This window comes from Pseudomonas sp. H3_E04 (genome assembly GCF_054668915.1).
Genome location: NZ_CP162797.1, coordinates 2,295,630 through 2,317,434, shown reverse-complemented (window position 1 = coordinate 2,317,434; position 21,805 = coordinate 2,295,630). Strand labels below are relative to the sequence as shown.

Genomic DNA, 21,805 nt, shown 5'->3' with positions numbered 1-21,805 from the left:
CCCACCGTAAGCAACATATAAGAATTCGGAGACATCATGAAAACCCTGACTGCCCTGACCACTGCCTCGATCCTCGGCCTTGGCGCCAACTCTGCGCTGGCGCGCGATCTCGGACCCGACGAGGCGCTTCGTTTGCGCGACGCTGGTACTATCGTCTCCTTCGAGAAGCTCAACGCCATCGCGCTGGAAAAACACCCCGGTTCGGAAATCACTGAAACCGAACTGGAGGAGGAGTACGGCAAGTTCATTTACCAGATCGAACTGCGCGACCCGAAAGGGTTGAAGTGGGATCTGGAGTTGAACGCGGTCGATGGTGAAGTGCTCAGGGATCATCAGGATACGTAATGAAGCTGAATAGTCGCGCCACCCGCCTGACGGCGCTGGCGCTGGTGTTGTTGTGCAGTACGGCCATGGCCCGCGACCTCGATCAGGACGAGGCGCTGGCCCTGCGTCGCGATGGCGTGATCCTGCCGCTGGAGCAAGTGCTGCAGCAGGCCATGGATCGCTACCCCGGCGCCAAGCTGCTGGAAGTCGAGCTGGAAGAAAAACACGACGTGTACATTTACGAAGTCGAATTGCTGACGGTCGAAGGCGTGGCGCGCGAGCTGCACCTGAAGGCCGATACCGGCGAGTTAGTCAAAGACAAGGAAGATTGATCGATGCGTTTGCTTCTGGTGGAAGACCACGTACCGCTGGCCGACGAATTGCTCGCCGGCCTGCAACGCCAAGGCTACGCGGTGGATTGGCTGGCCGATGGCCGCGATGCGGTGTATCAGGGCAGCAGCGAACCCTATGACCTGATCATCCTCGACCTCGGCCTGCCCGGCGTGCCGGGGCTGGACGTGCTGGCGCAGTGGCGCGCGGCCGGCCTGGCGATTCCGGTGCTGATCCTCACCGCGCGCGACTCCTGGGCCGAGCGCATCGAAGGGCTGAAGGCCGGCGCTGACGATTACCTGACCAAACCGTTTCATCCTGAGGAGCTGTACCTGCGCATTCAGTCACTGTTGCGCCGCTCCAAGGGCCAGGCCAACCAGCCGACCCTGCAGGCTGCCGGCCTGCATCTGGACGAAGGCCGCCAGTGCGTGGTTCGCGATGGCGCCGACATTCAGCTGACCGCCGCTGAATTCCGTCTGCTGCGCTATTTCATGCTGCACCCCGAACAGATCCTCTCGAAAAGCCACCTCGCCGAACACCTCTACGACGGTGAAACCGAGCGTGACTCCAACGTCCTCGAAGTCCACGTCAATCATCTGCGGCGCAAGCTCGGCAAAAGCGTGATCGAAACCCGTCGCGGCCAGGGTTACCTGTTCGGCGGGCAAGCTTCATGAGGTCAATCCAGCGCCGTTTGAGCCTGGGTTTGATCAGTGTGATGGTGGTCGTCGGTGTGGTACTGGCGCAAACCAGCCTGTGGTTGTTCGAAGTCGGTTTGCAGCGCTACCTCGAAGCCGGCCTGCGCAACGACAGCGAAAGCCTGCTGGTGGCGCTGGTGCGCGGCCCGCAAGGTTTGCAGCTGGATGAGCGGCATCTGTCGCCGGCCTATCAGCGGCCATTTTCCGGGCACTACTTTCGCATCGACTTCTCCGACAGTCACTGGCGTTCGCGCTCGCTGTGGGATCAGGAGCTGCCGCTGCTGCCCCACCCGGGGCTGCACAGCAACCTGCAACTGGGCCCGGGTGGGCAGCGCTTGCTGATATTGCGCTCGGACTATCGGCGCCTGGGCCAGTCGATCTCGATCAGCGTCGCCCAGGATTACACGCCGGTCAGCGACAGCTTCCAGCGCATGCGCCAGATCGGCCTCGGCCTGGGGCTGGCGGCGTTGCTGTTGATTCTGTTCCTGCAACGCCTGACCGTGCGCCGCGCCTTGAAACCGCTGGAACGCGCGCGCGAGCAGATCGCCCAGTTGCAGCAGGGCCAGCGCTCGCAACTCGACGATCAGGTGCCGGTGGAGCTGGAGCCGCTGGTGGCGCAGATCAACCATTTGCTCGCCCACACCGAAGACAGCCTCAAGCGCTCGCGCAATGCCTTGGGCAACCTCGGTCACGCGCTGAAAACTCCGCTGGCGGTGCTGCTGAGTCTGGCCTCCAGCGACAGGCTCGATGCGCATCCCGAGCTGCGCAGGATTCTCCAGGAACAACTGGAGCAGGTGCAGCAGCGCCTCAATCGCGAACTCAATCGCGCGCGGTTATCGGGGGATGCGCTGCCCGGCGCGTTGTTCGATTGCGATGCCGAGTTGCCGGGGTTGCTGGCGACGCTGAACATGATTCATGGCGAGCATCTGGCTTTGAGCTACGTCGCACCGCCGGGTTTGCAACTGCCGTGGGACCGTGAGGACCTGCTCGAACTGCTCGGTAACCTGCTCGACAACGCCTGCAAATGGGCCGATGCCGAAGTGCGTTTGAGTGTGATCGAACGGTCTGACGGCTTCGCCCTGAGCGTTGAAGATGACGGCCCGGGGATTCCCGAAGCGCAGCGGGCTCAGGTGTTCAGCCGTGGCACGCGGCTCGATGAGCAGACCCACGGGCATGGGCTGGGATTGGGGATTGTGCGGGATATTGTCGATACGTGGGGTGGCTTGCTGGTGTTGGGCGAGAGCGAGTGGGGCGGGTTGAAAGTGGTGATTGAACTGCCTAAGCGCTGACCCGGCGCCTTGCGCAAATCTTGTAGGAGCTGTCGAGTGAAACGAGGCTGCGATCTTTTGATCTGGTATAGCAACATCAAAAGATCGCAGCCTCGTTTCACTCGACAGCTCCTACATGTCGTCAAAGTCAGACCCGAAATTGATCCATCAAGCGCTGCTGCTGGTTCGCCAGGCTGTTGAGCGACTGGCTGACCCGCGCCGATTCATTAGCCTGCCCGGACAGCGACTCGGTCACATCGCGAATCGTCGCCACGTTATTGTTGATCTCCTCGGCCACCGCGCTTTGCTCTTCGGCGGCGCTGGCGATTTGCAGGTTCATGTCGCTGATCACCGTCACCGCATCGCCGATCTGCCGTAGCGCCGTCACCGCTTGGCCAACTTGCTCGACACTGCCCTGAGCCTGACGATGGCTGTTGCCCATCGAACCGACCACTTCCTGCGTACCGTTCTGCAATTGCTCGATGACCTGGCGGGTTTCCTCCACCGACTCCTGCGTGCGGCGCGCAAGGTTGCGCACTTCGTCGGCGACCACGGCAAAACCGCGTCCGGCCTCACCGGCGCGGGCGGCTTCGATGGCGGCGTTGAGCGCCAGGAGGTTGGTCTGCTCGGCAATGGCGCGGATGGTTTCCAGTACCGTGCCGATCTTCTCGCTGTTGGCGGCCAGGCCCTCGACTTGGACCATCGCTGCGCTCATGTCGGCGGCGAGGGTGTCGATGCTTGCGGTGGTGCGGTCGATCACCGTCAGGCCCTGACGGGTGGCGCGGTCGGCGTCCTTGGCGGCTTCGGCGGCCTGGGCGGCACTGCGTGCCACGTCCTGCGCTGTGGCGCTCATTTCGTGGGACGCGGTGGCGACCTGGTCGACCTGACGATATTGCTGCTCCATGCCGGCGCTGGTCTCGGTGGCGATGGCCGAGGACTGGTCAGCGGTGTTGCGCGCATCCTGCACCGAGCGCTTCACCTCGGCGATGATCGGTTGCAGCTTGTCGAGGAACTTGTTGAACCAACCGGCCAACTGGCCCAGTTCGTCCTGCTTGTCGTAGGCCAGACGCCGGGTCAGGTCGCCTTCGCCGCTGGCGATGTCTTCAAGCATGTGCGCCACGCCGAGAATCGGTTTGGTCACGCTGCGCGCCATCAGCCACACCAGCAGCAAACCGATCAGCGCGGCGAGCAGGCCAAGGCTCAGTTCGATCAGCGTGCCTGAGGTGTTGCTCGCATCCAACTGCTGTTTGAGCGCTTCGGCGCGGCTGACCAGGACTTTCTCCGGCACATCGAGCAACACGCCCCACGCCGGTCCGTCGGGAATCGGCTGGAACGGCGACAGCACTTTCAACTGGCCGTTGCTGTGCAGGCTGCTCACGCCAGTGCTCGAGGCGAGCAGGCGCAGCAACTCGCTGCCGCTGGCCTGATCCACCGCATCCAGGCGCTGGCTGAGTTTGCCGGCATCCGGGCTGTAGCCGGCGAGCAGGCCGGCGGGGCTGACGATACTCACGGCGGTCTGACCGTCATACAGTTTGCGGCTGGCGTTCTGGCTGATCGCTTGCAGGCTGTTGAGGTTGATGTCGACCGACAGCGAAGCGATAACTTTGCCGTTGACCTGCAGTGGGAAGACGATGCTGGTCATCAGCACTTTGTGGCCGTCGATGACGTAGAAGTACGGCTCGATCACGCACGGTTTAAGCGTGGTGCGCGGGCAGGTGAACCAGGCATTGGCGGCCTGACCGCTGGGGCCGGTGCTGGTGTCGCTCATGTCGCTTTCCGGCAGCGCCATCGAAGTGACTTTGCCTGGGGTCGGCTGCGACCAGTACAGGGCAAAACGGCCCTTGTCGTTGCTGCCCAGCTCAGCCTGATCGGCGAACAGTTCGTCCTTGCCGTCCAGCGCGTTGGCTTCGAACACCAGCGACAGGCCGAGCAGATCCGGGTTGGCTTGCAGCGCGGATTTGACCTGACGAGTCATGTCCTCGCGCAGGTCGAAGGCATCGAGAAAACGCTTCTCGGCCTGCTCACGCAAAAACAGCACCTGCCGCGAGAAACCGTGGCCGTACTGATAGGCGTCCATGAACTGCTGGCGAATGCCGGCAGCCTGCACCTCGCCTTGCGATTCGATCCGCGCCTGCGCCGACTCGGTGAGCATCTCCATGCTCGAGGCCTTGACCAGCGCCGAGCTGTGTTCCATGCGATACAGCGAAAGACCGACCAACAGCGTCACGATACCGGCCAGGCAGAGGCCGGCGAGCAGGGTGATTTTCCATTGGATGGAAAGTTGTCTGAGCGACATGGAAAACATCCTTATCCGATAAATATCTGAGACTTTGCACTGTAGCGCCAGAAAAGCAGGTTTCTTGAGCTGCAAGCTGCAGCCATAGGCGCTATGGCTATCACTTTTCGCCTGTTTCTTGCCGCTTGAAGCTTGAAGCTTGCAGCTGCTTCCTTCAAAGTGCGCTCCCTTCTAATAAGACCCTCTGTACAAATCCGCCGGCCAACCCCGGGCGGACTCATCCTGTCTGGCGGTGTGTTTTCACCCGCAGTGTTTTTTGAGGTAGTGAAATGAATGCAGTCATAGCAGCCGTCGGCGTCATGCTGATCCTCAGCCTGTCGCGCGTGCATGTGGTGATCGCGCTGATCGTCGGGGCGCTGGTCGGTGGCCTGACCGGTGGTCTGGGCATCGACGCAACACTCAAGGCGTTCAACAGCGGTCTGGGCGGCGGCGCAACGGTGGCGTTGTCCTACGCCTTGCTCGGCGCTTTTGCCGTGGCGATCGCCAAGTCCGGCCTGGCCCATGCGCTGGCCGACAAGGCCCTGGCCATGGTGGATCGGCAGCATGCAACCGGCGGCGGTAACGTCAAATGGCTGCTGATCGGCCTGCTGTGGGTGGTGGCGATTGCCTCGCAGAACATCCTGCCGATCCACATCGCATTCATTCCGCTGCTGGTGCCGCCACTTCTATATGTACTGACCAAGCTGCAACTCGATCGCCGTTTGATCGCCTGCGTCATGACCTTTGGCCTGATCACCCCGTACATGTTTCTGCCGGTGGGCTTCGGCAACATTTTCCTCAATGAAATCCTGCTGGCCAACGTCGCCCGCAGCGGCGTCGACATCAGCGGCATCAATGTCACCCACGCCATGGGGATCCCGGCACTAGGCATGGTTTTCGGCCTGGCGATCGCGTTCATCAGCTATCGCAAGAAGCGCGTGTATGACCTGGCGAAGATCGAACAGGTCGAGCAGACGGCGGTGCAATACAACCCGCTGAGCCTGATGATCGCCGGTGTGGCCATCGCTTCGGCATTCGTGGTGCAGTTGCTCTTGGACTCGATGATTATCGGCGCTCTGGTCGGGTTCCTGATTTTCTCGGTCTCCGGCATCGTCAAATGGCGCGAGACCGATGACCTGTTCACCGAAGGCATGAAAATGATGGCGATGATCGGTTTCATCATGATCGCCGCCTCAGGCTTTGCCGAAGTGATGAAGGCCACCGGGCAAGTGCAGACGCTGGTCGAATCGTCGGCGGCCTGGATCAATCACAGCAAAGGCGTGGGTGCGTTGTTGATGCTGCTGGTGGGCTTGCTGGTAACCATGGGCATCGGCTCGTCGTTCTCCACCGTGCCGATTCTGGCGGCGATCTTCGTGCCGTTGTGCGTGCAACTGGGCTTCAGCCCGATCGCCATTGTCTGCATCGTTGGCACTGCCGGTGCGCTGGGCGATGCCGGTTCGCCGGCCTCGGACTCGACCCTCGGCCCGACCTCCGGCCTGAACATCGACGGCCAGCATCACCACATCTGGGACACCGTCGTACCGACCTTCCTGCACTACAACCTGCCGCTGCTGGTGTTTGGCTGGGTGGCGGCAATGGTCCTCTAAACATCCACAATTGCCCAATGTGGGAGCGAGCCTGCTCGCGAAAGCGTCGTGTCAGTCGACACACGGGTTACTGACCCAACGCTTTCGCGAGCAGGCTCGCTCCCACAGGGGGCGGCGATGTTTCAAGACTCAACTTTTGCCTCGGCGTGCCGTTAAAGCCTTTAACCACGCCAACAAAATCAAAAGAGTGAGTCCCCCGATGCGCCTGAGTCTCAAGGCTAAAGTCCTGTCCCTTGCCGTTCTGCCGGTGCTGCTCTTCGCACTGGTCATCAGCGTGACCACGCTGTTCATCCTCCAGGAACAGGCGCGCAAGGAGGTCGAACAGACCCGCGAGCGGCTGCTCAGCGACGCCAAGGCCACCCTGCAAAGTTACGTCGCCGTGGCCATGACCACGATCAAACCGCTGTATGACGCCGCCGCACCGGGCGACGATGCGGCGCGGGCGCAGGCGATCAAATTGCTCTCGGGCATCCGCTACGGCAAGGATGGCTACTTCTTCGGCTACGATTCCGAGACCGTGCGCCTGTTCAAGGCCAATGACCCCGATGGCGTGGGCAAAAGCTTCAAGGACAACCGCGATCCGAACGGCGTCTACGTCAACCTCGGCCTGGTCAAAGTGGCCAAGGACGGCACTCACTATCTGCAATACAGTTCGCCGCTGCCGGGCAACGCCAAGGTGCTGGTGCCGAAGCTCGGCTACACCGAATACCTGCCGAAGTGGGACATGGCGGTCGGTACTTCGGTCAACCTCGACGGCATCGAAGCACAAGTGGCGCAGGTCGAGGCGCAAGTGCAGGAGCGCGTGCAAGGCGTGGTCCTGAGCATTGTCGGCGTTGCGGTGCTGGTGCTGTTGGTGATCGCGGCGGCGGGGATGCTGCTGGCCAACACCATTCTGCGTCCGCTGACCCTGATGAAAGCCAACCTCGACGACATCGCGGCGGGCGAGGGCGACCTGACCCGGCGCCTGAACATCACCAGCCAGGACGAACTCGGTGAGCTGGCCGGCTCGTTCAACCGTTTCGTCGACAAGATCCACGGTCTGGTGCGGCAGATCACCGAAATGACCACGCAACTGACCGGGCTGGTCACCCAGGTCTCGGAACAGGCGCAGCGTTCCGATCAGGCCATGGAGCGTCAGCGCCACGAAACCGATCAGGTTGCCACGGCGATCAACGAAATGTCCGCCGCCGCCCAGGAAGTGGCGAAGAGCGCGCAAAACGCCGCCGTTGCCGCTCAGCAGACCGACGAAGAAGGCCAGAGCGCCAAGCGCGTGGTCGCGGGCAGCATCAAGCAGATCCATGCATTGGTCGACGACATCCGCAACAGCGGCGTGTCGCTGGACAGCCTGCAGCAGGACGTCAGTTCGATTGTCGGCGTGCTTGGGGTGATTCGTTCGATTGCCGAGCAGACCAACCTGCTGGCGCTCAACGCCGCGATCGAAGCGGCGCGCGCCGGTGAGGCCGGTCGTGGCTTTGCGGTGGTTGCGGACGAGGTACGCGCACTGGCCAGCCGCACGCAGATCAGCACTCAGGAAATCCAGGGCATGATCGACCGCTTGCAAGCGGGCACGCAGCAGGCGGTCGAGGCCATGCGCCGTTCCAGTGAGGCCGGCGATGGCACGTCCCAGCAAGCCAATCAGGCCGGTGCTTCGCTGGACGCGATGGCGCAGTTGATCGCGACGATCAACTCGATGAACGCGCAGATCGCCAGCGCAGCGGAAGAGCAGACGGCCGTGGCCGAAGAGATCAACCGCAGCGTGCATCAGATTGCCGTGGCGGTGGACAGCGTCGCCGATGAAACGCAACTGGGCGCGCAGACGTCGCGCAGTCTGGCAGAGCTGGGGCAGCGGTTGGGCAAGCTGGTCGGCCAGTTCCGTATCTGACGCAATTCTGGAGCCCTGCATAAACCCTGTGGGAGCGAGCCTGCTCGCGAAAGCTGTGTATCAGACGCTGCTTTGATATCAGACGGACCGCATTCGCGAGCAAGCCCGCTCCCACATTTGGATTTGTGTGGGGTTTAAGGTCGGTCCCAATACGGGACTTCACCGAAGCATTCGATGAAGAAGTCAATCACCGTCCTGACCTTCACCGACAGCCGCCGGCTCCCGGGCCACAGCACCGCGATCTGCTGCGGCTCCAGACTGTTCGACACCTGATACTCACCCAGCACCGGCACCAGCGTGCCTTCGCGTACCGCTTCGCCAATCAGCCACGATGGAAACATCACCAGCCCCAGCCCCTGCTGAGCGGCCTGGGTCAGGGTGTCAGCGTGGTTGCCGGTGATCGGGCCTCTGACGGTGTATGGCGTCCAGTCCTCGCCATCACGGCGGAAAAACCAGCGCTGCTGACCGGCCGCGCCTTTGTAGGCCAGGCACTGATGTTGCGCGAGGTCGTCGGGATGCTGCGGGGTGCCGTGGTGTTTGAGATAGGCCGGGCTGGCGGCGACCTGAAAGCGGTGCGGCGCCACAATGCGTGCCTGCATGCTCGAATCGTGCAGCGCGCCGATGCGAAACAGCAGATCGGCGCCTTCCTGTAGCGGGTCGACGTAATGGTCGGTTTGCTGGATATCCAGTTGCAGCTTCGGATACCGCGCGCAGAGCTCGCCCAGCCAGGGCGTCAGATGGCGCTGGCCGAACACCACCGGGGCGTTGATGCGCACCAGGCCGGTGGGTTCGCTTTGTTGCTCCTGCAACGCCTGTTCGGCCTCTTCCAGTTGCACCAGCAGCAGCCGCGCATGATGGCCGAGCGTGCGCCCGGCTTCGGTCGGGGTGACGGCGCGGGTGTGGCGGTAGAGCAATTGCTGGTTGAGCGCCTGCTCCATCAACTGGATCTGCCGCGAAATGGAGGACGGCGCGACGCCTTCGCGGCGGGCGACTTCGGAAAAACTGCCGTGGTCGAGGACCGCCACAAACAGCCGTAGCGCTTTGAATCCGAGTTCGTTGAGCCCGTGCATACTGTGTCTCGCTGTGCGTGTTGCGCAAAAGTGTTGTCCGGATGCTCCCATTTATCGCACAGCGACGCCAGCCGATAATCCGCGCCATTGTTTATAAGCCTGGAAGATTGTGTATGCGCACGTTGGATGAAGGGGTGGTTGCGGCACCGGTGAAAAGCTCGGTGTTGCGTCTGCTGTTGCTGCCGCTGGTGATCCTTGCCGGCATGGGCTTGTCGGTGGAGGCCGGTTTGCTCGGGCCGCTGGGTGAGCAGGTCGGGCATTTGTGGGCGACGTTGAGCATTTTCGGCGTGGGTTCGGCGATTCTGTTTTTGCTCTTGCTGTTCGCCGGCCCACAGAAAGGTCCGGCGCTGACCGAGCTGCCGCGCTGGCAGTTGATCGGTGGTTTTCTCGGGCCGATCTACGTGGTGGTGTTGACCCTGGCGACGCCGCATATCGGCATTGCCATGACGATGATTGCGATTTTGTCCGGGCAGGTCGGCAAGAGTGTGCTGATTGACCATTTCGGCTGGTTCGGCGCGACGCGCAAGAAGGTCAACGGCGAGCGCTGGCTGGCGTTGGGCTTGATTGTGGTGGCTTTGGTTCTGATTGCGCGGGGGTGAGTGATGGGTCTGGTGATTTTGTTGGCGGTGGTGGTATTGGCCGGTGCGGTGTTGAGTGTGCAGGCCGCGATCAATGGGCGTTTGGGTGAGACGGTTGGCGTGCTGCGTAGCAGTCTGCTGACCTTTGCGGTGGGCGCGGTGGTGACCGGTTTGTTGATCCTGTTTTTCGAGCCGGCGCAGGCGGTGAGTCTGCTTGAGGTGCCGAAGTGGCAGTTGACCGGGGCGCTGTTCGGCGTGGTGTACATGATGGTGATGGTTGGCGCGGTGCCTGTAGTCGGGACGGCTGTGGCGACGGTGGCAGTGATTGTCGGGCAGTTGGGGATGGGGATGTTGATCGACAATTTTGGCTGGTTGGGGAATCCGGCGATCGGCTTGTCTCCGAGTCGGATGTTGGCGATGGTGTGTCTGGCGGTGGCTTTGGTGTTTATGTATCGGAGTTCGCGGCAGGCGCAGTGATTTTTGAGTACATATCCGGTGCTGCGGATGTTGCCCTCCGCTCAGCCTGCCGACGGGCTCTGAGATCAAGATCAAAAGCTATTCGAGCTAACACTCATTGCTTTGTGCGGCGAACACCTGTGGGAGCGAGCCTGCTCGCGAAAGCCATCTCTGTGTCGCCCAATCTCTCAACAGTTGGCCAGCCTGCAACACCACCTTCTACACTGTCCCTCACGGCTTACACTCAAGCCTCAGACAACCACCACGCAAGGAGTCTGTCCCATGTCCGATAAAAAATGCGACTGCCCGGGCTGCAATTGCACGATCAAAGAAGGCGAACATTCCTACGCGGTACACGGTAAACACTATTGCTGCGAGGCTTGCGCTCATCACCACAAACACGGTGAAGAGTGTGCGATGAAGGGCTGCGGTTGCGCTCATCCGAAGTAATCACCGCAAAAAAAAGTGGAGCCTAATCAGGCTCCACTTCCATTTTCAGACTGTCGTCTTCCCTTCGCTCAAAGTGCCTCACCGTGCCTTGCAGCGTTCGCCCCTCGACCTTGACCACCACGATCTTCGCCTGGTCGAGGTCTTCCGGCACCGGAGCCTGGACGCACAAGGTGAAGCGGTAAGGATCATCCGCGACCGTTTCCAGTGCGACCTGACAATCCACCGTTTTGCTGATCTGACCGAAGAAGGTGGTCAGGCCGTAATCCAGTCGGGCCGAGTGATAGGTGTCGGTCATCGTCGATTCCCCCTTTCGATTGCCAAGCCTGCGGTAAAGGCGGTGGGGTCAGTTGGTCTGGCGCCAGGTGACGTTTTCCAGGCCGAATTTTTCTGCCATCGGTTTGCTGGTCTTTTGCACTTTCTCGCGGCCGAAGCGCGGGATGCGACCCACGCCCGCGTCGCAGCTTGCCCAATGCCAGGCTTCGGCGTTGTCCATTTTGTCCGAGCGGATAATGAACGACTTGGGGGTGCCATGCAGTGTGTAGTCGATGACGTAAAGTTTTGCGTTGTTCATAAAGCCCGAATTCCTCCCTGTGGTATTAAACGGATCGCGCTGTGCCGGGAAAATTCATTCGGATTGTCCGACGGTATCTATCGTTGGCGAGGGCGGGGCGTGCTGGTTACCATGGCGGCTTCGCCAACCCCCTGTGAACGCTCGCCATGGCCCTCGCCGCGCCCCCTGATCTGACCGACACCGATGTGCCCGTGCAACCGCTGGCGCGGACCTACCCGCGTGGCTTGTTCATCGAGCCGCACGAGCATGTCTGGGGGCAGTTGCTGTATGCGATGAGCGGGGTGATGTGGGTGGAAACCCCGCACGAAGCGCTGGTGGTACCGCCACAGCGGGCGGTGTGGTTGCCGCCGGGAGTGCCGCACGGGATCCGGGTGGTGTCGGACTTGCAGATGCGCAATATCTACCTGCGCCCGGCGCTGGCGGCGACCCTGGATGCGACGGTGCAGGTGATCGAAGTCGGCGGGTTGCTGCGCGAGTTGATCGTCGGGCTGGTGGCGCAGGGCGATGCCGGCGAGGCTGAGTATTACGAGGCACTGGTCGGGCTGGCGTTGCTGGAGCTGCGCCGGGCAAGGCGTTCGCAACTGAAGATTCCGCTGCCGGACGAGTCCGACCGGCGTCTGATGAATCTGTGTCAGGCCGTGATGGCCGCGCCGTCGCTGGAGATCCCCTTCGAGCAGCATGCGGAAAACGCCGGGGCCAGCGTGCGCACCCTGGCGCGGTTGTTCAAGGACAGCCTCGGCATGGGCTTCGCCGAGTGGCGACGGCAGGTGCAGTTGGCCACAGCGGTGGCGTCCTTGATTCAGGGCGTGGCGGTGAGCGCCATTGCTCGCGATCTGGGTTATTCACCGAGCAGCTTCAGCGACATGTTTCGCCGGGAGCTTGGCATAGCGCCTTCGCAATTCTCCGCAGCCTGAACAGATCCCTGTGGGAGCGAGCCTGCTCGCGAAAGCTTTGCACCAGGCAATGAAGTGCTGACTGGAGGACCGCATTCGCGAGCAGGCTCGCTCCCACACGGTTCTATGGCGGCTGCAGTAGGTTTGTCCGAAATTCAGAAGTCCTTGGCCGATACCGCTCCACCCGTTTCCCTAGACTCTGCCCATCACTTATCGCGGTGGAGTTCCCCACATGAACTACCTCATTTCTCTGGCCATCGGCCTGGGCGTCGGCCTGCTCTACGGCGCGCTCGATTTCCGTTCTCCCGCACCACCGGCCATCGCGCTGGTCGGTCTGCTCGGCATGTTGGCCGGTGAGCAGTTGTGGCCGCTGGGCCGGCAACTGGTCGCTGGCTGGTTGTCCTGAATTTCTCTTTTTCCTTATCGGTGGATGTGCCCATGAAAGCGTTGCAATTCGATCAGACCGGCGACCTGTCTTCCCTGCGTTTCGTCGACGTTCCGACCCCGGTGCCCGGCGCCGATGAAGTGCTGGTGCAGATCAAGGCTGCCGGGCTCAATCCCAGCGATGTGAAAAACGTCCTGGGGCGTTTTCCTTACACCACGCTGCCACGGGTTCCGGGGCGGGATTTTGCCGGGGTGGTGGTCGAGGGGCCGCAAGCACTGATCGGTCAGGAAGTCTGGGGTACCGGGCGCGAGCTGGGCTTCTTCGCTGACGGCGCCCATGCGCAATTCGTCAAACTGCCGGCCAGCGGCGTGGCGCACAAACCGGCGCACCTGAGTTTCGCTCAGGCCGCCAGCTTGGGCGTGCCCTACACCACGGCATGGGATGCACTGGAACGCAGCCTGGTCAGCGCCGATACGCGCTTGCTGGTGATCGGCGGCGGGGCAGTGGCAACCGCAGCTTTGGCCTTGGCAAAAGTGCGCGGCGCGCAATTGCTGGCGGCGGCGCGCCGGCCCGAGCAGGTCGCCGATCTGCAGAAGCAGGGCTATCAGACGATTCAATTGGATAAGCCAGAAGACCTCGGTGCGCAGGTCAATGCGGTGTATCGCGGCGGCGCCGATGTGATTTTCGACACCACCGGTTTCTGGCTGCCGGCCTCGGTCGCCGCACTGGCGACCTTCGGCCGCATCGCCATCATCGCCGCGCCGGTCGACGGCCACGTGCAATTGCCGGCGCTGGCGCTGTATCGCAAGGGCGGCTCGGTGGTCGGCATCAACTCGTTGTTGTACGGCGTTGCGGCCTGCGCGGCGATGCTCGAGCAGTTCGGGCGGTTCTTCGATGAAGACCGCTTGCCGCTGCCGCAGGGCCTGGTGCAAGTGCCGCTGGCTGAAGGGCTGGCGCGCTATGCAGAGGTCAATCAGGGCGGTGGCGACAAGATCATCTTGCTGCCCTGACTCACGCAAATCCCTGTGGGAGCGAGCCTGCTCGCGATGACGGTGGATCAGTTAAACAGTCGGCGACTGACACACCGCTTTCGCGAGCAGGCTCGCTCCCACAGGGGAAATACATAGGATGCGGGATCATTTCCGTAGGATCCCGGCCGTTTCTCTGTGGGTCAGGTCCTTTTCGCTCGCAGGCCGGCAAAACAGGGAAAGGTCTGACTTCACCCATTGCAGCGCACCGTTGCACAGTCCCGTCTTTCAATCAGACACAGGGACAGGTGGATGCGCATCGCTGGCAGGCCCGTTGTTTTCACTCTCGAGATAGAAGGCGTTTCCCACGATCTTCAAGTGTTCGGCTTCCGCACCCGGGAAGTGCTCAACCAGACCTACGAACTGGATCTCGAGCTGGTCAGCGAGCGCCCCGATCTGGATCTGGAAGGCTTGCTGCATCGGCCGGCCTTTCTCTGTTTCGGTGCCGACGGTAGCGGCATGCACGGGCTGGTCTATCGGGTCGGCCAGGGTGATTGCGGTGTTCGGCTGAGCCGTTACCAGATCACCCTTGCGCCGCATCTTGCTTACCTCGCGCATCGGCGCAATCAGCGGATTTTCCAGAACCTGAGCGTGCCGCAGATCATCGCCAATGTCTTGGGCGATCACGGCATGCAGGCCGATGCCTGGCATTTTCAGCTCAGCGCCGAGTGCCCGGCGCGGGTGTATTGCGTGCAATACCAGGAAACCGATCTGCACTTCATCCAGCGGCTGTGCGAAGAGGAGGGCCTGCACTTTCACTTCCGCCACCGCCGTGAGGCGCACCTGTTGGTGTTCGGCGACGATCAAACGGCGTTCCTCAAACACGACGTGACGACGCGCTATGTGCAGGGCAACGGCCTGGTTGCCGATGCGCCGGTTATCGACCAGTTCACTGTGCGCCTGGAGCCACGCTCCAACCGCGTCGAGCGCCGCGACTATCACTTCGAAAAGCCTGCGGTGCAGTTGGACGCCAAGGCCAGTGCAGCGCGAGTTCCGCTGCTGGAAGATTACGAGTTTCCCGGGCAATTCACCCATCGCGAGCGCGGCAAGCACCTCAGCCAGCGTGCGCTGGAGCGCCATGGTGCCGACTATCGTCTGGCTAACGGGCGCAGCAATCAGGCGCTGATGCGCGGCGGCAGTTTCATGACCATGGCGGATTACTCGCGCGCCGATTGCAACGATTTATGGTTGCTGACCGAGGTCGAGCACATCGGCAAGCAGCCGCAAGTGCTCGAAGAAGCGTTCACCGAGCAGGCTGACGCAGATGGTTTCAGTCAGGGCTATCGCAACCATTTCGTCGCGACACCGTGGGACGTGGTGTTTCGCCCGCGGCTCAAGCACGTCAAACCGCGCGTCAGCGGCAGTCAGTTGGCGGTGGTGACCGGCCCGCCCGGCGAAGAAATCTACAGCGATGCCTACGGCCGCGTGAAAGTGCAAATGCTCTGGGATCGCGACGGCCAGCGTGATGAACAGTCAAGTTGCTGGCTGCGCGTGGCCACTGCCTGGGCGCATGACCGCTACGGCAGCGTGCAGATTCCTCGCGTCGGTATGGAAGTGCTGGTGGGGTTCACCGATGGCGATCCGGACAAACCGCATGTGCTCGCCTGCCTGCCCAACGCCGAAACCCCGGTGCCACTGGACTTGCCGGCGCAACAGACGCGCAGTATCTGGCGCAGCCAGAGCAGCCCCGGCGGCGGTGGTTACAACGAACTGCGCATCGAGGACCGGCAAGGCGCGGAAGAAATCTCCATCAGGGCGCAGCGCGACTTGGTGCAGCACGTGCTCAACGACTTGCGTGTGCAGATCGACAACCTGCACAGCCAAGTGATTGGCGGCGTCTCCAGCCTTGAGTTGCGTGACGAGGAACATCACCTGACCCACGGCAATCGCCTGACTGAACTCAAGCAGGACGATCATCTGTGGGTGCAGGGCGAGCAGCATGTGCGGGTCGCCAGTCAGCGCGTCAGTGCGGCGCAGCAGCTGCATTTCGGCGCGGGCGAGCAGGTGGTTTTCAACAGCGGCCTGCAGATCACCCTGGCTGCTGGCGGGCATTGGCTGACGGTCGGCGCCGCCGGCATTTTCAGCAGTGTGCCGGTGGTGCAGGGCGGGGCGCCGACGGTGTGTCTGCCAGCGGAACCCTTGCTGCCGGGGGCCGCGCCGTTGCTCAAGGCGACGTTCGATGCCGTGCAGCAACGGCATGCATTGCTGACCACGCGGACCTCGCGTTGCCTGATCTGCGAGGCGGCCCAGGCATGAGCCTTTTGACGGATTGGCCTGAAGGTTTGCCGTGGGCTGAGCAGCAGGCGTTTGTGCTGCTCGACCGTGCGACGATCGCCGATTTGCCGGCGCAACTGCGACGTCTCGACGCCGCCGCCAACGCTTTTGCGCTGTACGACCAGCCACCGTTTTCGGCCCTGCGTGACGTCTCGCCGCTGCTGGTGGCGCTCGCTGACGCCGACGATCCGGTGGCGCGGTTTTATCGCCAGCACGCCCAACAGGAATGGGGCGTGCTGTTGTTCAGCGCCGCGCCGGCGCATGAAATTGTCGCGCACTTGCGCCAGTTGCTGATCGTCGAGTTGCCGGTCGGCTCGCCGGTGTTGTTGCGGCTGGCGGATGCCGCCGTGGCGCAGGCGCTGTTTGCCAGTGGCGATGCGAGTCTGTTCGGGCCGCTGGGGTGTGTGGTCACGGCGGATGGCGCGCGGCAAGTCTGGCACTGTCAGCGACCTCGGCAAGGGCAGGGTGGGGCTCTGGTGGCGCCGTATCGGTTGAGTGCGGAGCAGGATGCCGCGCTGGATCGGGTGGATCGGCGGCGGGTGTTGCTCGACATCGATACGCACCTGCTTAAGCACTTTCCTGATTTTCATGCCGGGGACACGGCAGTTGAACGCTGGCAATTGCTGGAACGCATCCACGCCCATGCCAGCGAGCTTGCCTTGAGCAGCCCGTCCGAGATTCTGCTGTACGCCAACTTGGTGGCATGGCTGGACGATGCAGCGTGCAGTCGGCATCCGCAGATCCATCAGCTGATGCACACACCTTCGCTGCAATCCCCCGGCGAGCGCGTTGCGATTGCCGCTGCAATGGCCTTCCGATGGGCCTCTGAGAGAAATCAATCATGAATCACCCCGCCAACCTCGATGCGTTAGCCGCGTCGAAAGCACCTATTGGTGCGCCAGCCGCCTGCCCCTTGCGCAACACCCACGTGCAACTGTTACCCCTCGCGTACGGCCTGGTGGAAAAACCCTTCGACCCCAGCACCGAAATCACGCTGCCGTACACCCTGACCACGCGCCCCATGGGCATCCGCCGCCTGCGCGATGGCTGGCTGTACATCGTCGACAGCCTCAGCGGCGAGCTCTACGAATACCGCGTGCGTGAAGGCGTCATCAGCGCATTGCTGCATCGCGGCAAAAGCGTCAGCGAGGATCAGCGCAGCGCCATCGAGGAACGTCCGGCGTTGATCTTCTCGCGCAAAAGCACCCTTTACGTGACCTTTGCCGATGTGCAGTTGAGCGCGGCGAAATGCCGACAGGTGCTGGACAGCGCGGAGGAGCGCGAGCACTTCATGCAGGCGGTCGATCTCGGCCCGGTGCATTGTCTGATCGGCGGCGAGCATCTGCTTACCGTGGCCCAGGCCAAACAGTGGCTGGCGGAAGTGGCCTGCACAGCGAAACCGCTGGCCGAGGCGGACGCCACGCGGATGCCGGCGGTGCAGGTCAGCGATGCGCCGGAGCACGAACGCGAACCCTATCTGTGGGAAAACCCGCGACGTTTTCGCGAGGCGCATATCGGCGAATTTCTCGGGCGGGTGCGCGGGCCTTATCAGGACGACACGCTGTTTCTGCTGGTCAACGACGACCTTGGGGTGATGCGCGATCTGGCCGATTATCAGGATCTGGTGGTCGGCTGGATCGAGCAGTGGAGCAACACCGACAACAACGAGCGCGACTATCTGCTGGCCAGTTACATCGAGTCGCTGAGCCAGCTCGGCGCTCAGGATTTCGACACCCTGGCCAAGGCCAGCGACGATCCGCGCGCCCAGGCATTGTTCGCTGAACTGGAGCAATTGCCCGAGCCGGATCGGGAAAATACCCGGCAGGCGCTGCTTGAGTATTTGAACAAGGGTGGTGAGATTGTCCCGGCAGATACTCAGGCTCGACCTGAACTGCAGCAACAGCGCGAAAAGGCATTGGACGAGTCGCTGGCGCTGAACCGTTTCGACGGCGTCGCCCCGGATTTCACCGCGCACGCTCGCGTCACCGCCGAGGCGGACCGACGCTTTTACACCCGAGAATATTTTCTCGAAGTGGCCCCCGCCGAATTCGTCGAGCGCCACCTGAGCACACTGGTCGACCTCGGCAAGGACCAGAGCCGGCGCATGAAAGACGTGCTCGACGGCCCGCTGCTCAGCGGCAAACGCGGCATCAATGACCTGATCGACCGCCCGGCCATGGACGAGGTGCTGAACAGTCATCGCGACAACCTCGGACGCTGGAATCGCCTGCTCGAACGCATCACCGCCGATCGCGCGCAACTACTGTGCGCCGGGCGTTTCCATCGCTCGGCGTGGTATTTCGACGGGCAAGTGCAGATCGATCAGGCGCTCGCCAGCGAATACGCCTGTCTCAAGGACATCGGCCGCAGCGACGCGGCCAATGAGCAAATGCTCGGATACCTCGAGCAACACCCGCAACTGACCCGCCCGCTGTTCTACACCTTGCCGCTGCGTTTGCAGAGCGAACAGGCCGGGCAATATTCAACGCTGTTCAACGCCGGCATGGCGATGTTCAACAACCTGCCGGACTGGCTGGCCAAATTGCAGAGCATCGAGCAGCCGCAGCTGCCGGCCCTCGACGATCTGCCCGCACACAGCCGCGTCCTCGCCGATGCGGTGCAAGACACCTACAGCCCGGCGCTGAACCTCGGCCTGAGCCGGGCGCTGGAAGGCTTCGATCTTGCCGGCGAGAAAATCCCCGACCTCGACGAACTGTTCCAGCGCTTGCCCAAAGCCCTGCGCCTGCGCGTGTTCGACGCCGCACGAACCAGCGGCGTGACCTTCACCGTGTCCACCCCGGCGGAGCAATCGGCGCTGCAAGCCACGATCAAGGAAGTGCTGCGCGAACGCGACTACCTGAAAACCCTCAACCGCGAACGCAACCAACTCACCCACAACAAAAACCGCCAGGGCCACAAAACCGCCCGGGCGATGGAATTGCAGCAGGAAATCGTCCGCGTGCGCACGCAATTGGCGCTGTTCGAAGGCCGCCTTGCGGCAGCGTTAAGCCCGATTGATGAACTGCCGGATCGCTCGGCCCGACTGTACGGCGCCACCCCGGCGAAAGCGGGATTGACGGTGGTGTTTCCGCCGGCGCAGCACGGGGAATTGCGTGGGTTGCTGGAGAATATTCGCGCGGGGGTGGCGGGAGTTTCGAAGGCGAGTCTGGTGCGGACGGAGGGGATGGGGTTGGTGGTGGTGTTGGTGCAGGTGGTGAATTTGGTGGGGGCTTACCGGGAGGTGATGAAGCAGACGAGGGACAGGAAGAAACGGGCGGATTTTTTTGCGGCTCTTGCCGCTACAGGCGCTGCGGGATTTACCGCTGCGCAGGGGCTTGCTGATACAGCGTTAAGGGCTCGAAGATCCAGCCTTATTGCCAGTTTGCAGCTGGAAGCGCTGCGACAGGTTCGTGTGCAAATGGGTAAGTTGCATGTTGGTTTGGGCTTTTTTACTTATTTTTTTGGTTTAAGAACGTCTATTACCAGCCTCGGAAACCAGGATCGAAAATGGCAAGACGCGATCCGCAGTGGCACTCCATCTGAGCAAAGGGCGGCTGCGCTGGCAACGTTGGGCGCTGCAGGTATGGTTGCAGCTAACGGATATGGAGCGAGTAACACTGTCTACGCTTCTTTCAAAGTGTTCACTGCACCTAATAGCTCGGCACGCACGGCCGCTTGGGCAGCAGCTGGTACACGTCTTTCTTTAGTGTTCTTTCGCTTCAATTTGGCCGGTGCATTGTTCACCGTGCTGGAGTTCGTCGGTACTTGGCTGTTCAATCGTTACAACCTTTCTGCCCATGAGAAGTGGCTGAAAATCACGCCTTGGAGCCGTGATGACGAGATGCGCGGAGACCACTCTCTGGATGACTATCAAAATTATCTGGCGTTTTTGATACACGCTCCTTACGCCCAATCAGGACCTGATCCCAGTGATGCCTGGCTGAAGACTTTATTATTTGGCGCCAAACCCAGTGATATTCATTTGGTTCTGCCGAGGCTGGCACTAAATGATCTTCTGCCGCCGTTAAACGGTAAACCGAGTCAACGCTTGGGAATCGGTGCCCATCGACTTGTTGCACCGCTGCATGGTCGCGGTGTGCCGCAAGTACGCAAGGAAGTCATCAGTGAGGAGATATTGAGCAGTCTGCGAATCGTGAAGTCATCGCCAGATGGTTTGGTGCTTTGTCTTCAGTACCCCATCCGTCACGATTCTGACTATACGCCTGCAAAGGAAACGCTCGAACTTGCCATATGTATCCAGACCGTCAATGGCAAAGGTGGGGCGGAGTCAAGAACGCGCGTGATTCATATTGACCCTCTGGATAGCGGTCATTTTGCTGTAGTAACTCCCGGCTCCGTTAAAGACAACCCTCCGGTTTTGCTGGTAGAAACTCAATACCTCGAATGGGCAGACCATGCTGAATAATCGCAGTAATCCTCTTTCCAGTTCGGAATATGAGTGGGTTAAAAAAGCGGGCGATATTGGGCCGTTCCCAAGCGGGAAGATTACCTATCTTGCACCATTGCCCTTACCTACAGCGATGCCCCCTTACGGACCTCACATCGGAGCGTTCAATGACGGATACATGGACTTTGGTCTCGGCTCACTGGAGGTATTCCCATGGCAGCTAATTTTCGGCGGAACGATCGCAGGCACTTTCATGGTGCTCGTTTTATTTCCTTTGTTCACGGGCTTGCTAGGAATTCTTTTTGGCTATGGAAACGAGGCAATTTGGGAGTCAATGGTAGGTGTATTCGAAGTGGCATTGGAAAATGAGTTAATTTGCGGCCCCTTGACCCTGTTCATCGGCCTAGGCGTCTGGCACCACGTCCACAAAAAACGCCTCTCCCTCATCCCAACCCGCTTCAACCGCCAACGCCGCGAAGTCTGCTTCATGCCCGAAGGTGCCACCGAACCAGTTTTCGTCCCGTGGGAATCGCTCAGCGCCTGGATTATCGAAGCCAAAGGCGCCACCCAATTCGGCATCCACCGCCAATACGGCATGGGAATCGGTTTCTATCAAGGTGAAACCCTCATAAGCCAGGAATTCCAATGCGCCGGCCTGGACCTCGCGATCAGCCACTGGGAAGCGATTCGCGGCTACATGGAGTACGAGGTCAACGACCTCAAATCGATTCAGGACTTGCAGGATCTGCAAGGCCCGGACGACCCGCCTCACGAAGGCCTGCACACTTTCCGTAACGCACGCGCGCGGATGCACCAGCAGATTCGTGAAGGCCGCCGCTCGCGGCTGTCGGGGTTCTTTTGGTACCTGTATCACGTCATGACTTTATGGACGATTCCCAACCGTTTGGTCGAATGGGAAGTGCGCCGACTCGAAAGAATCGGCAAGCAGGCGCTGCCGGAAGTCATGCGCGCCTGGTCCGAGCCGCTGCCGAAAGAGCAATGGGCCAAGCCCAGTGAAGAGTTGCTGCGGCTGAGTGAACAAGTGCGGCGTATGCACAAGCGCCAGCGGCATCGGCCGATTACGCAGATTTTTGCTGAGGTTTGCAGGCGGGCTGTGGACTGATGCAGAGCAGTTTTGTGACCAGAAGGAGGGAGGTTTTTTGCCTGTTTGAGCGCCCTCGCGAGCAGGCTCGCTCCCACAGGGGACCGCGTGGATGCGGATGTTTCGGTTGATCTTGGCCGAGGTGGGAGACCCTCGGGGTGGTAGCCATTTTTCAGTTGTTGCTACCGGGTCGGCCAAGGAAAACCCGA

20 protein-coding genes and 2 pseudogenes are annotated in these 21,805 nt (G+C 61.4%); 17 read left to right on the top strand and 5 right to left on the bottom strand.

Annotation, left to right across the window (positions count from 1 at the left end; genetic code table 11):
* Positions 1–36: 36 nt before the first annotated feature.
* From AB4N53_RS10365 to AB4N53_RS10350, 4 genes are read left to right on the top strand one after another with little or no spacing between them, the layout of a single operon-like run.
* Positions 37–345, top strand: coding sequence for a PepSY domain-containing protein (locus AB4N53_RS10365; RefSeq protein ID WP_460120278.1), 309 nt, complete (start codon positions 37–39; stop codon positions 343–345).
* On the top strand, positions 345–656 hold the full coding sequence (locus AB4N53_RS10360; protein ID WP_016775413.1) for a PepSY domain-containing protein: 312 nt from the start codon (positions 345–347) through the stop codon (positions 654–656). The genes AB4N53_RS10365 and AB4N53_RS10360 overlap by 1 nt, the downstream gene beginning before the upstream one ends.
* A gap of 3 nt (positions 657–659) precedes the next feature.
* Entirely contained in the window at positions 660–1,328 is a 669-nt protein-coding gene (locus AB4N53_RS10355) for a response regulator transcription factor (protein WP_016775412.1), read from the top strand.
* Positions 1,325–2,638 carry a sensor histidine kinase gene (locus AB4N53_RS10350; protein ID WP_460120276.1) on the top strand — a complete coding sequence of 438 codons (1,314 nt, stop codon included), beginning with the start codon at positions 1,325–1,327 and terminating at the stop codon, positions 2,636–2,638. Before AB4N53_RS10355 ends, AB4N53_RS10350 begins: the two co-directional genes overlap by 4 nt.
* A 127-nt stretch (positions 2,639–2,765) precedes the next feature.
* On the opposite strand, the gene AB4N53_RS10345 is transcribed toward AB4N53_RS10350, so the two are convergent.
* Positions 2,766–3,470, bottom strand: coding sequence for a methyl-accepting chemotaxis protein (locus tag AB4N53_RS10345; RefSeq protein WP_416220764.1), 705 nt, complete (start codon positions 3,468–3,470; stop codon positions 2,766–2,768).
* A 201-nt stretch (positions 3,471–3,671) separates the two neighbouring features.
* A pseudogene (locus AB4N53_RS10340) lies at positions 3,672–3,728 on the bottom strand (hypothetical protein); the annotation flags it as partial.
* A gap of 1,454 nt (positions 3,729–5,182) precedes the next feature.
* Between AB4N53_RS10340 and AB4N53_RS10335 the strand changes: the two are divergent.
* The 3 genes and pseudogenes from AB4N53_RS10335 (at position 5,183) to AB4N53_RS10325 (ending at position 8,381) form a co-directional block, all read left to right on the top strand.
* A complete protein-coding gene (locus tag AB4N53_RS10335; RefSeq protein ID WP_324175683.1) occupies positions 5,183–6,499 on the top strand; it encodes a Na+/H+ antiporter family protein in 1,317 nt (438 codons plus the stop codon).
* A 199-nt stretch (positions 6,500–6,698) separates the two neighbouring features.
* Positions 6,699–7,475 (top strand): annotated as a pseudogene (locus AB4N53_RS10330) (cache domain-containing protein); the annotation flags it as partial.
* 84 nt (positions 7,476–7,559) lie between these two features.
* Positions 7,560–8,381 (top strand): methyl-accepting chemotaxis protein, encoded by an 822-nt coding sequence (locus tag AB4N53_RS10325; RefSeq protein WP_370695145.1) that lies wholly within the window; start codon positions 7,560–7,562, stop codon positions 8,379–8,381.
* 134 nt (positions 8,382–8,515) lie between these two features.
* On the opposite strand, the gene AB4N53_RS10320 is transcribed toward AB4N53_RS10325, so the two are convergent.
* The gene (locus tag AB4N53_RS10320) at positions 8,516–9,451 is read right to left on the bottom strand and encodes a LysR family transcriptional regulator (RefSeq protein ID WP_460120273.1); all 936 of its coding nucleotides are present in this window, start codon (positions 9,449–9,451) and stop codon (positions 8,516–8,518) included.
* 113 nt (positions 9,452–9,564) lie between these two features.
* Between AB4N53_RS10320 and AB4N53_RS10315 the strand changes: the two genes are divergently transcribed.
* From AB4N53_RS10315 to AB4N53_RS10305, 3 genes are all read left to right on the top strand, one after another.
* Positions 9,565–10,050 carry a DMT family transporter gene (locus tag AB4N53_RS10315; RefSeq protein WP_460120271.1) on the top strand — a complete coding sequence of 162 codons (486 nt, stop codon included), beginning with the start codon at positions 9,565–9,567 and terminating at the stop codon, positions 10,048–10,050.
* A 3-nt stretch (positions 10,051–10,053) separates the two neighbouring features.
* Positions 10,054–10,506 (top strand): DMT family transporter, encoded by a 453-nt coding sequence (locus AB4N53_RS10310; protein ID WP_016775406.1) that lies wholly within the window; start codon positions 10,054–10,056, stop codon positions 10,504–10,506.
* Positions 10,507–10,767: 261 nt separating this feature from the next.
* The gene (locus AB4N53_RS10305; RefSeq protein WP_016775405.1) at positions 10,768–10,935 is read left to right on the top strand and encodes a metallothionein; all 168 of its coding nucleotides are present in this window, start codon (positions 10,768–10,770) and stop codon (positions 10,933–10,935) included.
* 22 nt (positions 10,936–10,957) lie between these two features.
* Here AB4N53_RS10305 and AB4N53_RS10300 read toward each other — a convergent pair whose 3' ends face one another.
* Together AB4N53_RS10300 and AB4N53_RS10295 are read right to left on the bottom strand one after the other, a co-directional pair.
* The gene (locus AB4N53_RS10300) at positions 10,958–11,230 is read right to left on the bottom strand and encodes a hypothetical protein (RefSeq protein WP_460120269.1); all 273 of its coding nucleotides are present in this window, start codon (positions 11,228–11,230) and stop codon (positions 10,958–10,960) included.
* Positions 11,231–11,278: 48 nt separating this feature from the next.
* Entirely contained in the window at positions 11,279–11,506 is a 228-nt protein-coding gene (locus AB4N53_RS10295) for a DUF6555 family protein (protein WP_016775403.1), read from the bottom strand.
* Between the two features lie 146 nt (positions 11,507–11,652).
* On the opposite strand from AB4N53_RS10295, the gene AB4N53_RS10290 reads away from it, so the two are divergent.
* The 7 genes from AB4N53_RS10290 to AB4N53_RS10260 all read left to right on the top strand — a co-directional run bounded on the left by AB4N53_RS10290 (position 11,653) and on the right by AB4N53_RS10260 (position 21,617).
* Positions 11,653–12,420 (top strand): AraC family transcriptional regulator, encoded by a 768-nt coding sequence (locus AB4N53_RS10290; RefSeq protein WP_460120267.1) that lies wholly within the window; start codon positions 11,653–11,655, stop codon positions 12,418–12,420.
* 211 nt (positions 12,421–12,631) lie between these two features.
* Positions 12,632–12,805 (top strand): DUF1427 family protein, encoded by a 174-nt coding sequence (locus tag AB4N53_RS10285; protein ID WP_073471384.1) that lies wholly within the window; start codon positions 12,632–12,634, stop codon positions 12,803–12,805.
* A 32-nt stretch (positions 12,806–12,837) separates the two neighbouring features.
* Entirely contained in the window at positions 12,838–13,794 is a 957-nt protein-coding gene (locus tag AB4N53_RS10280) for a quinone oxidoreductase family protein (protein ID WP_460120265.1), read from the top strand.
* Between the two features lie 270 nt (positions 13,795–14,064).
* Entirely contained in the window at positions 14,065–16,068 is a 2,004-nt protein-coding gene (tssI, locus tag AB4N53_RS10275; protein WP_460120263.1) for a type VI secretion system tip protein TssI/VgrG, read from the top strand.
* Positions 16,065–16,931, top strand: a complete 867-nt coding sequence (locus tag AB4N53_RS10270) for a DUF4123 domain-containing protein (RefSeq protein ID WP_460120261.1) — start codon at positions 16,065–16,067, stop codon at positions 16,929–16,931. The genes tssI and AB4N53_RS10270 overlap by 4 nt, the downstream gene beginning before the upstream one ends.
* Positions 16,928–20,512, top strand: a complete 3,585-nt coding sequence (locus AB4N53_RS10265) for a toxin VasX (RefSeq protein ID WP_460120258.1) — start codon at positions 16,928–16,930, stop codon at positions 20,510–20,512. The genes AB4N53_RS10270 and AB4N53_RS10265 overlap by 4 nt, the downstream gene beginning before the upstream one ends.
* A complete protein-coding gene (locus tag AB4N53_RS10260) occupies positions 20,502–21,617 on the top strand; it encodes a hypothetical protein (RefSeq protein ID WP_460120256.1) in 1,116 nt (371 codons plus the stop codon). Before AB4N53_RS10265 ends, AB4N53_RS10260 begins: the two co-directional genes overlap by 11 nt.
* Positions 21,618–21,805 lie beyond the last annotated feature (188 nt).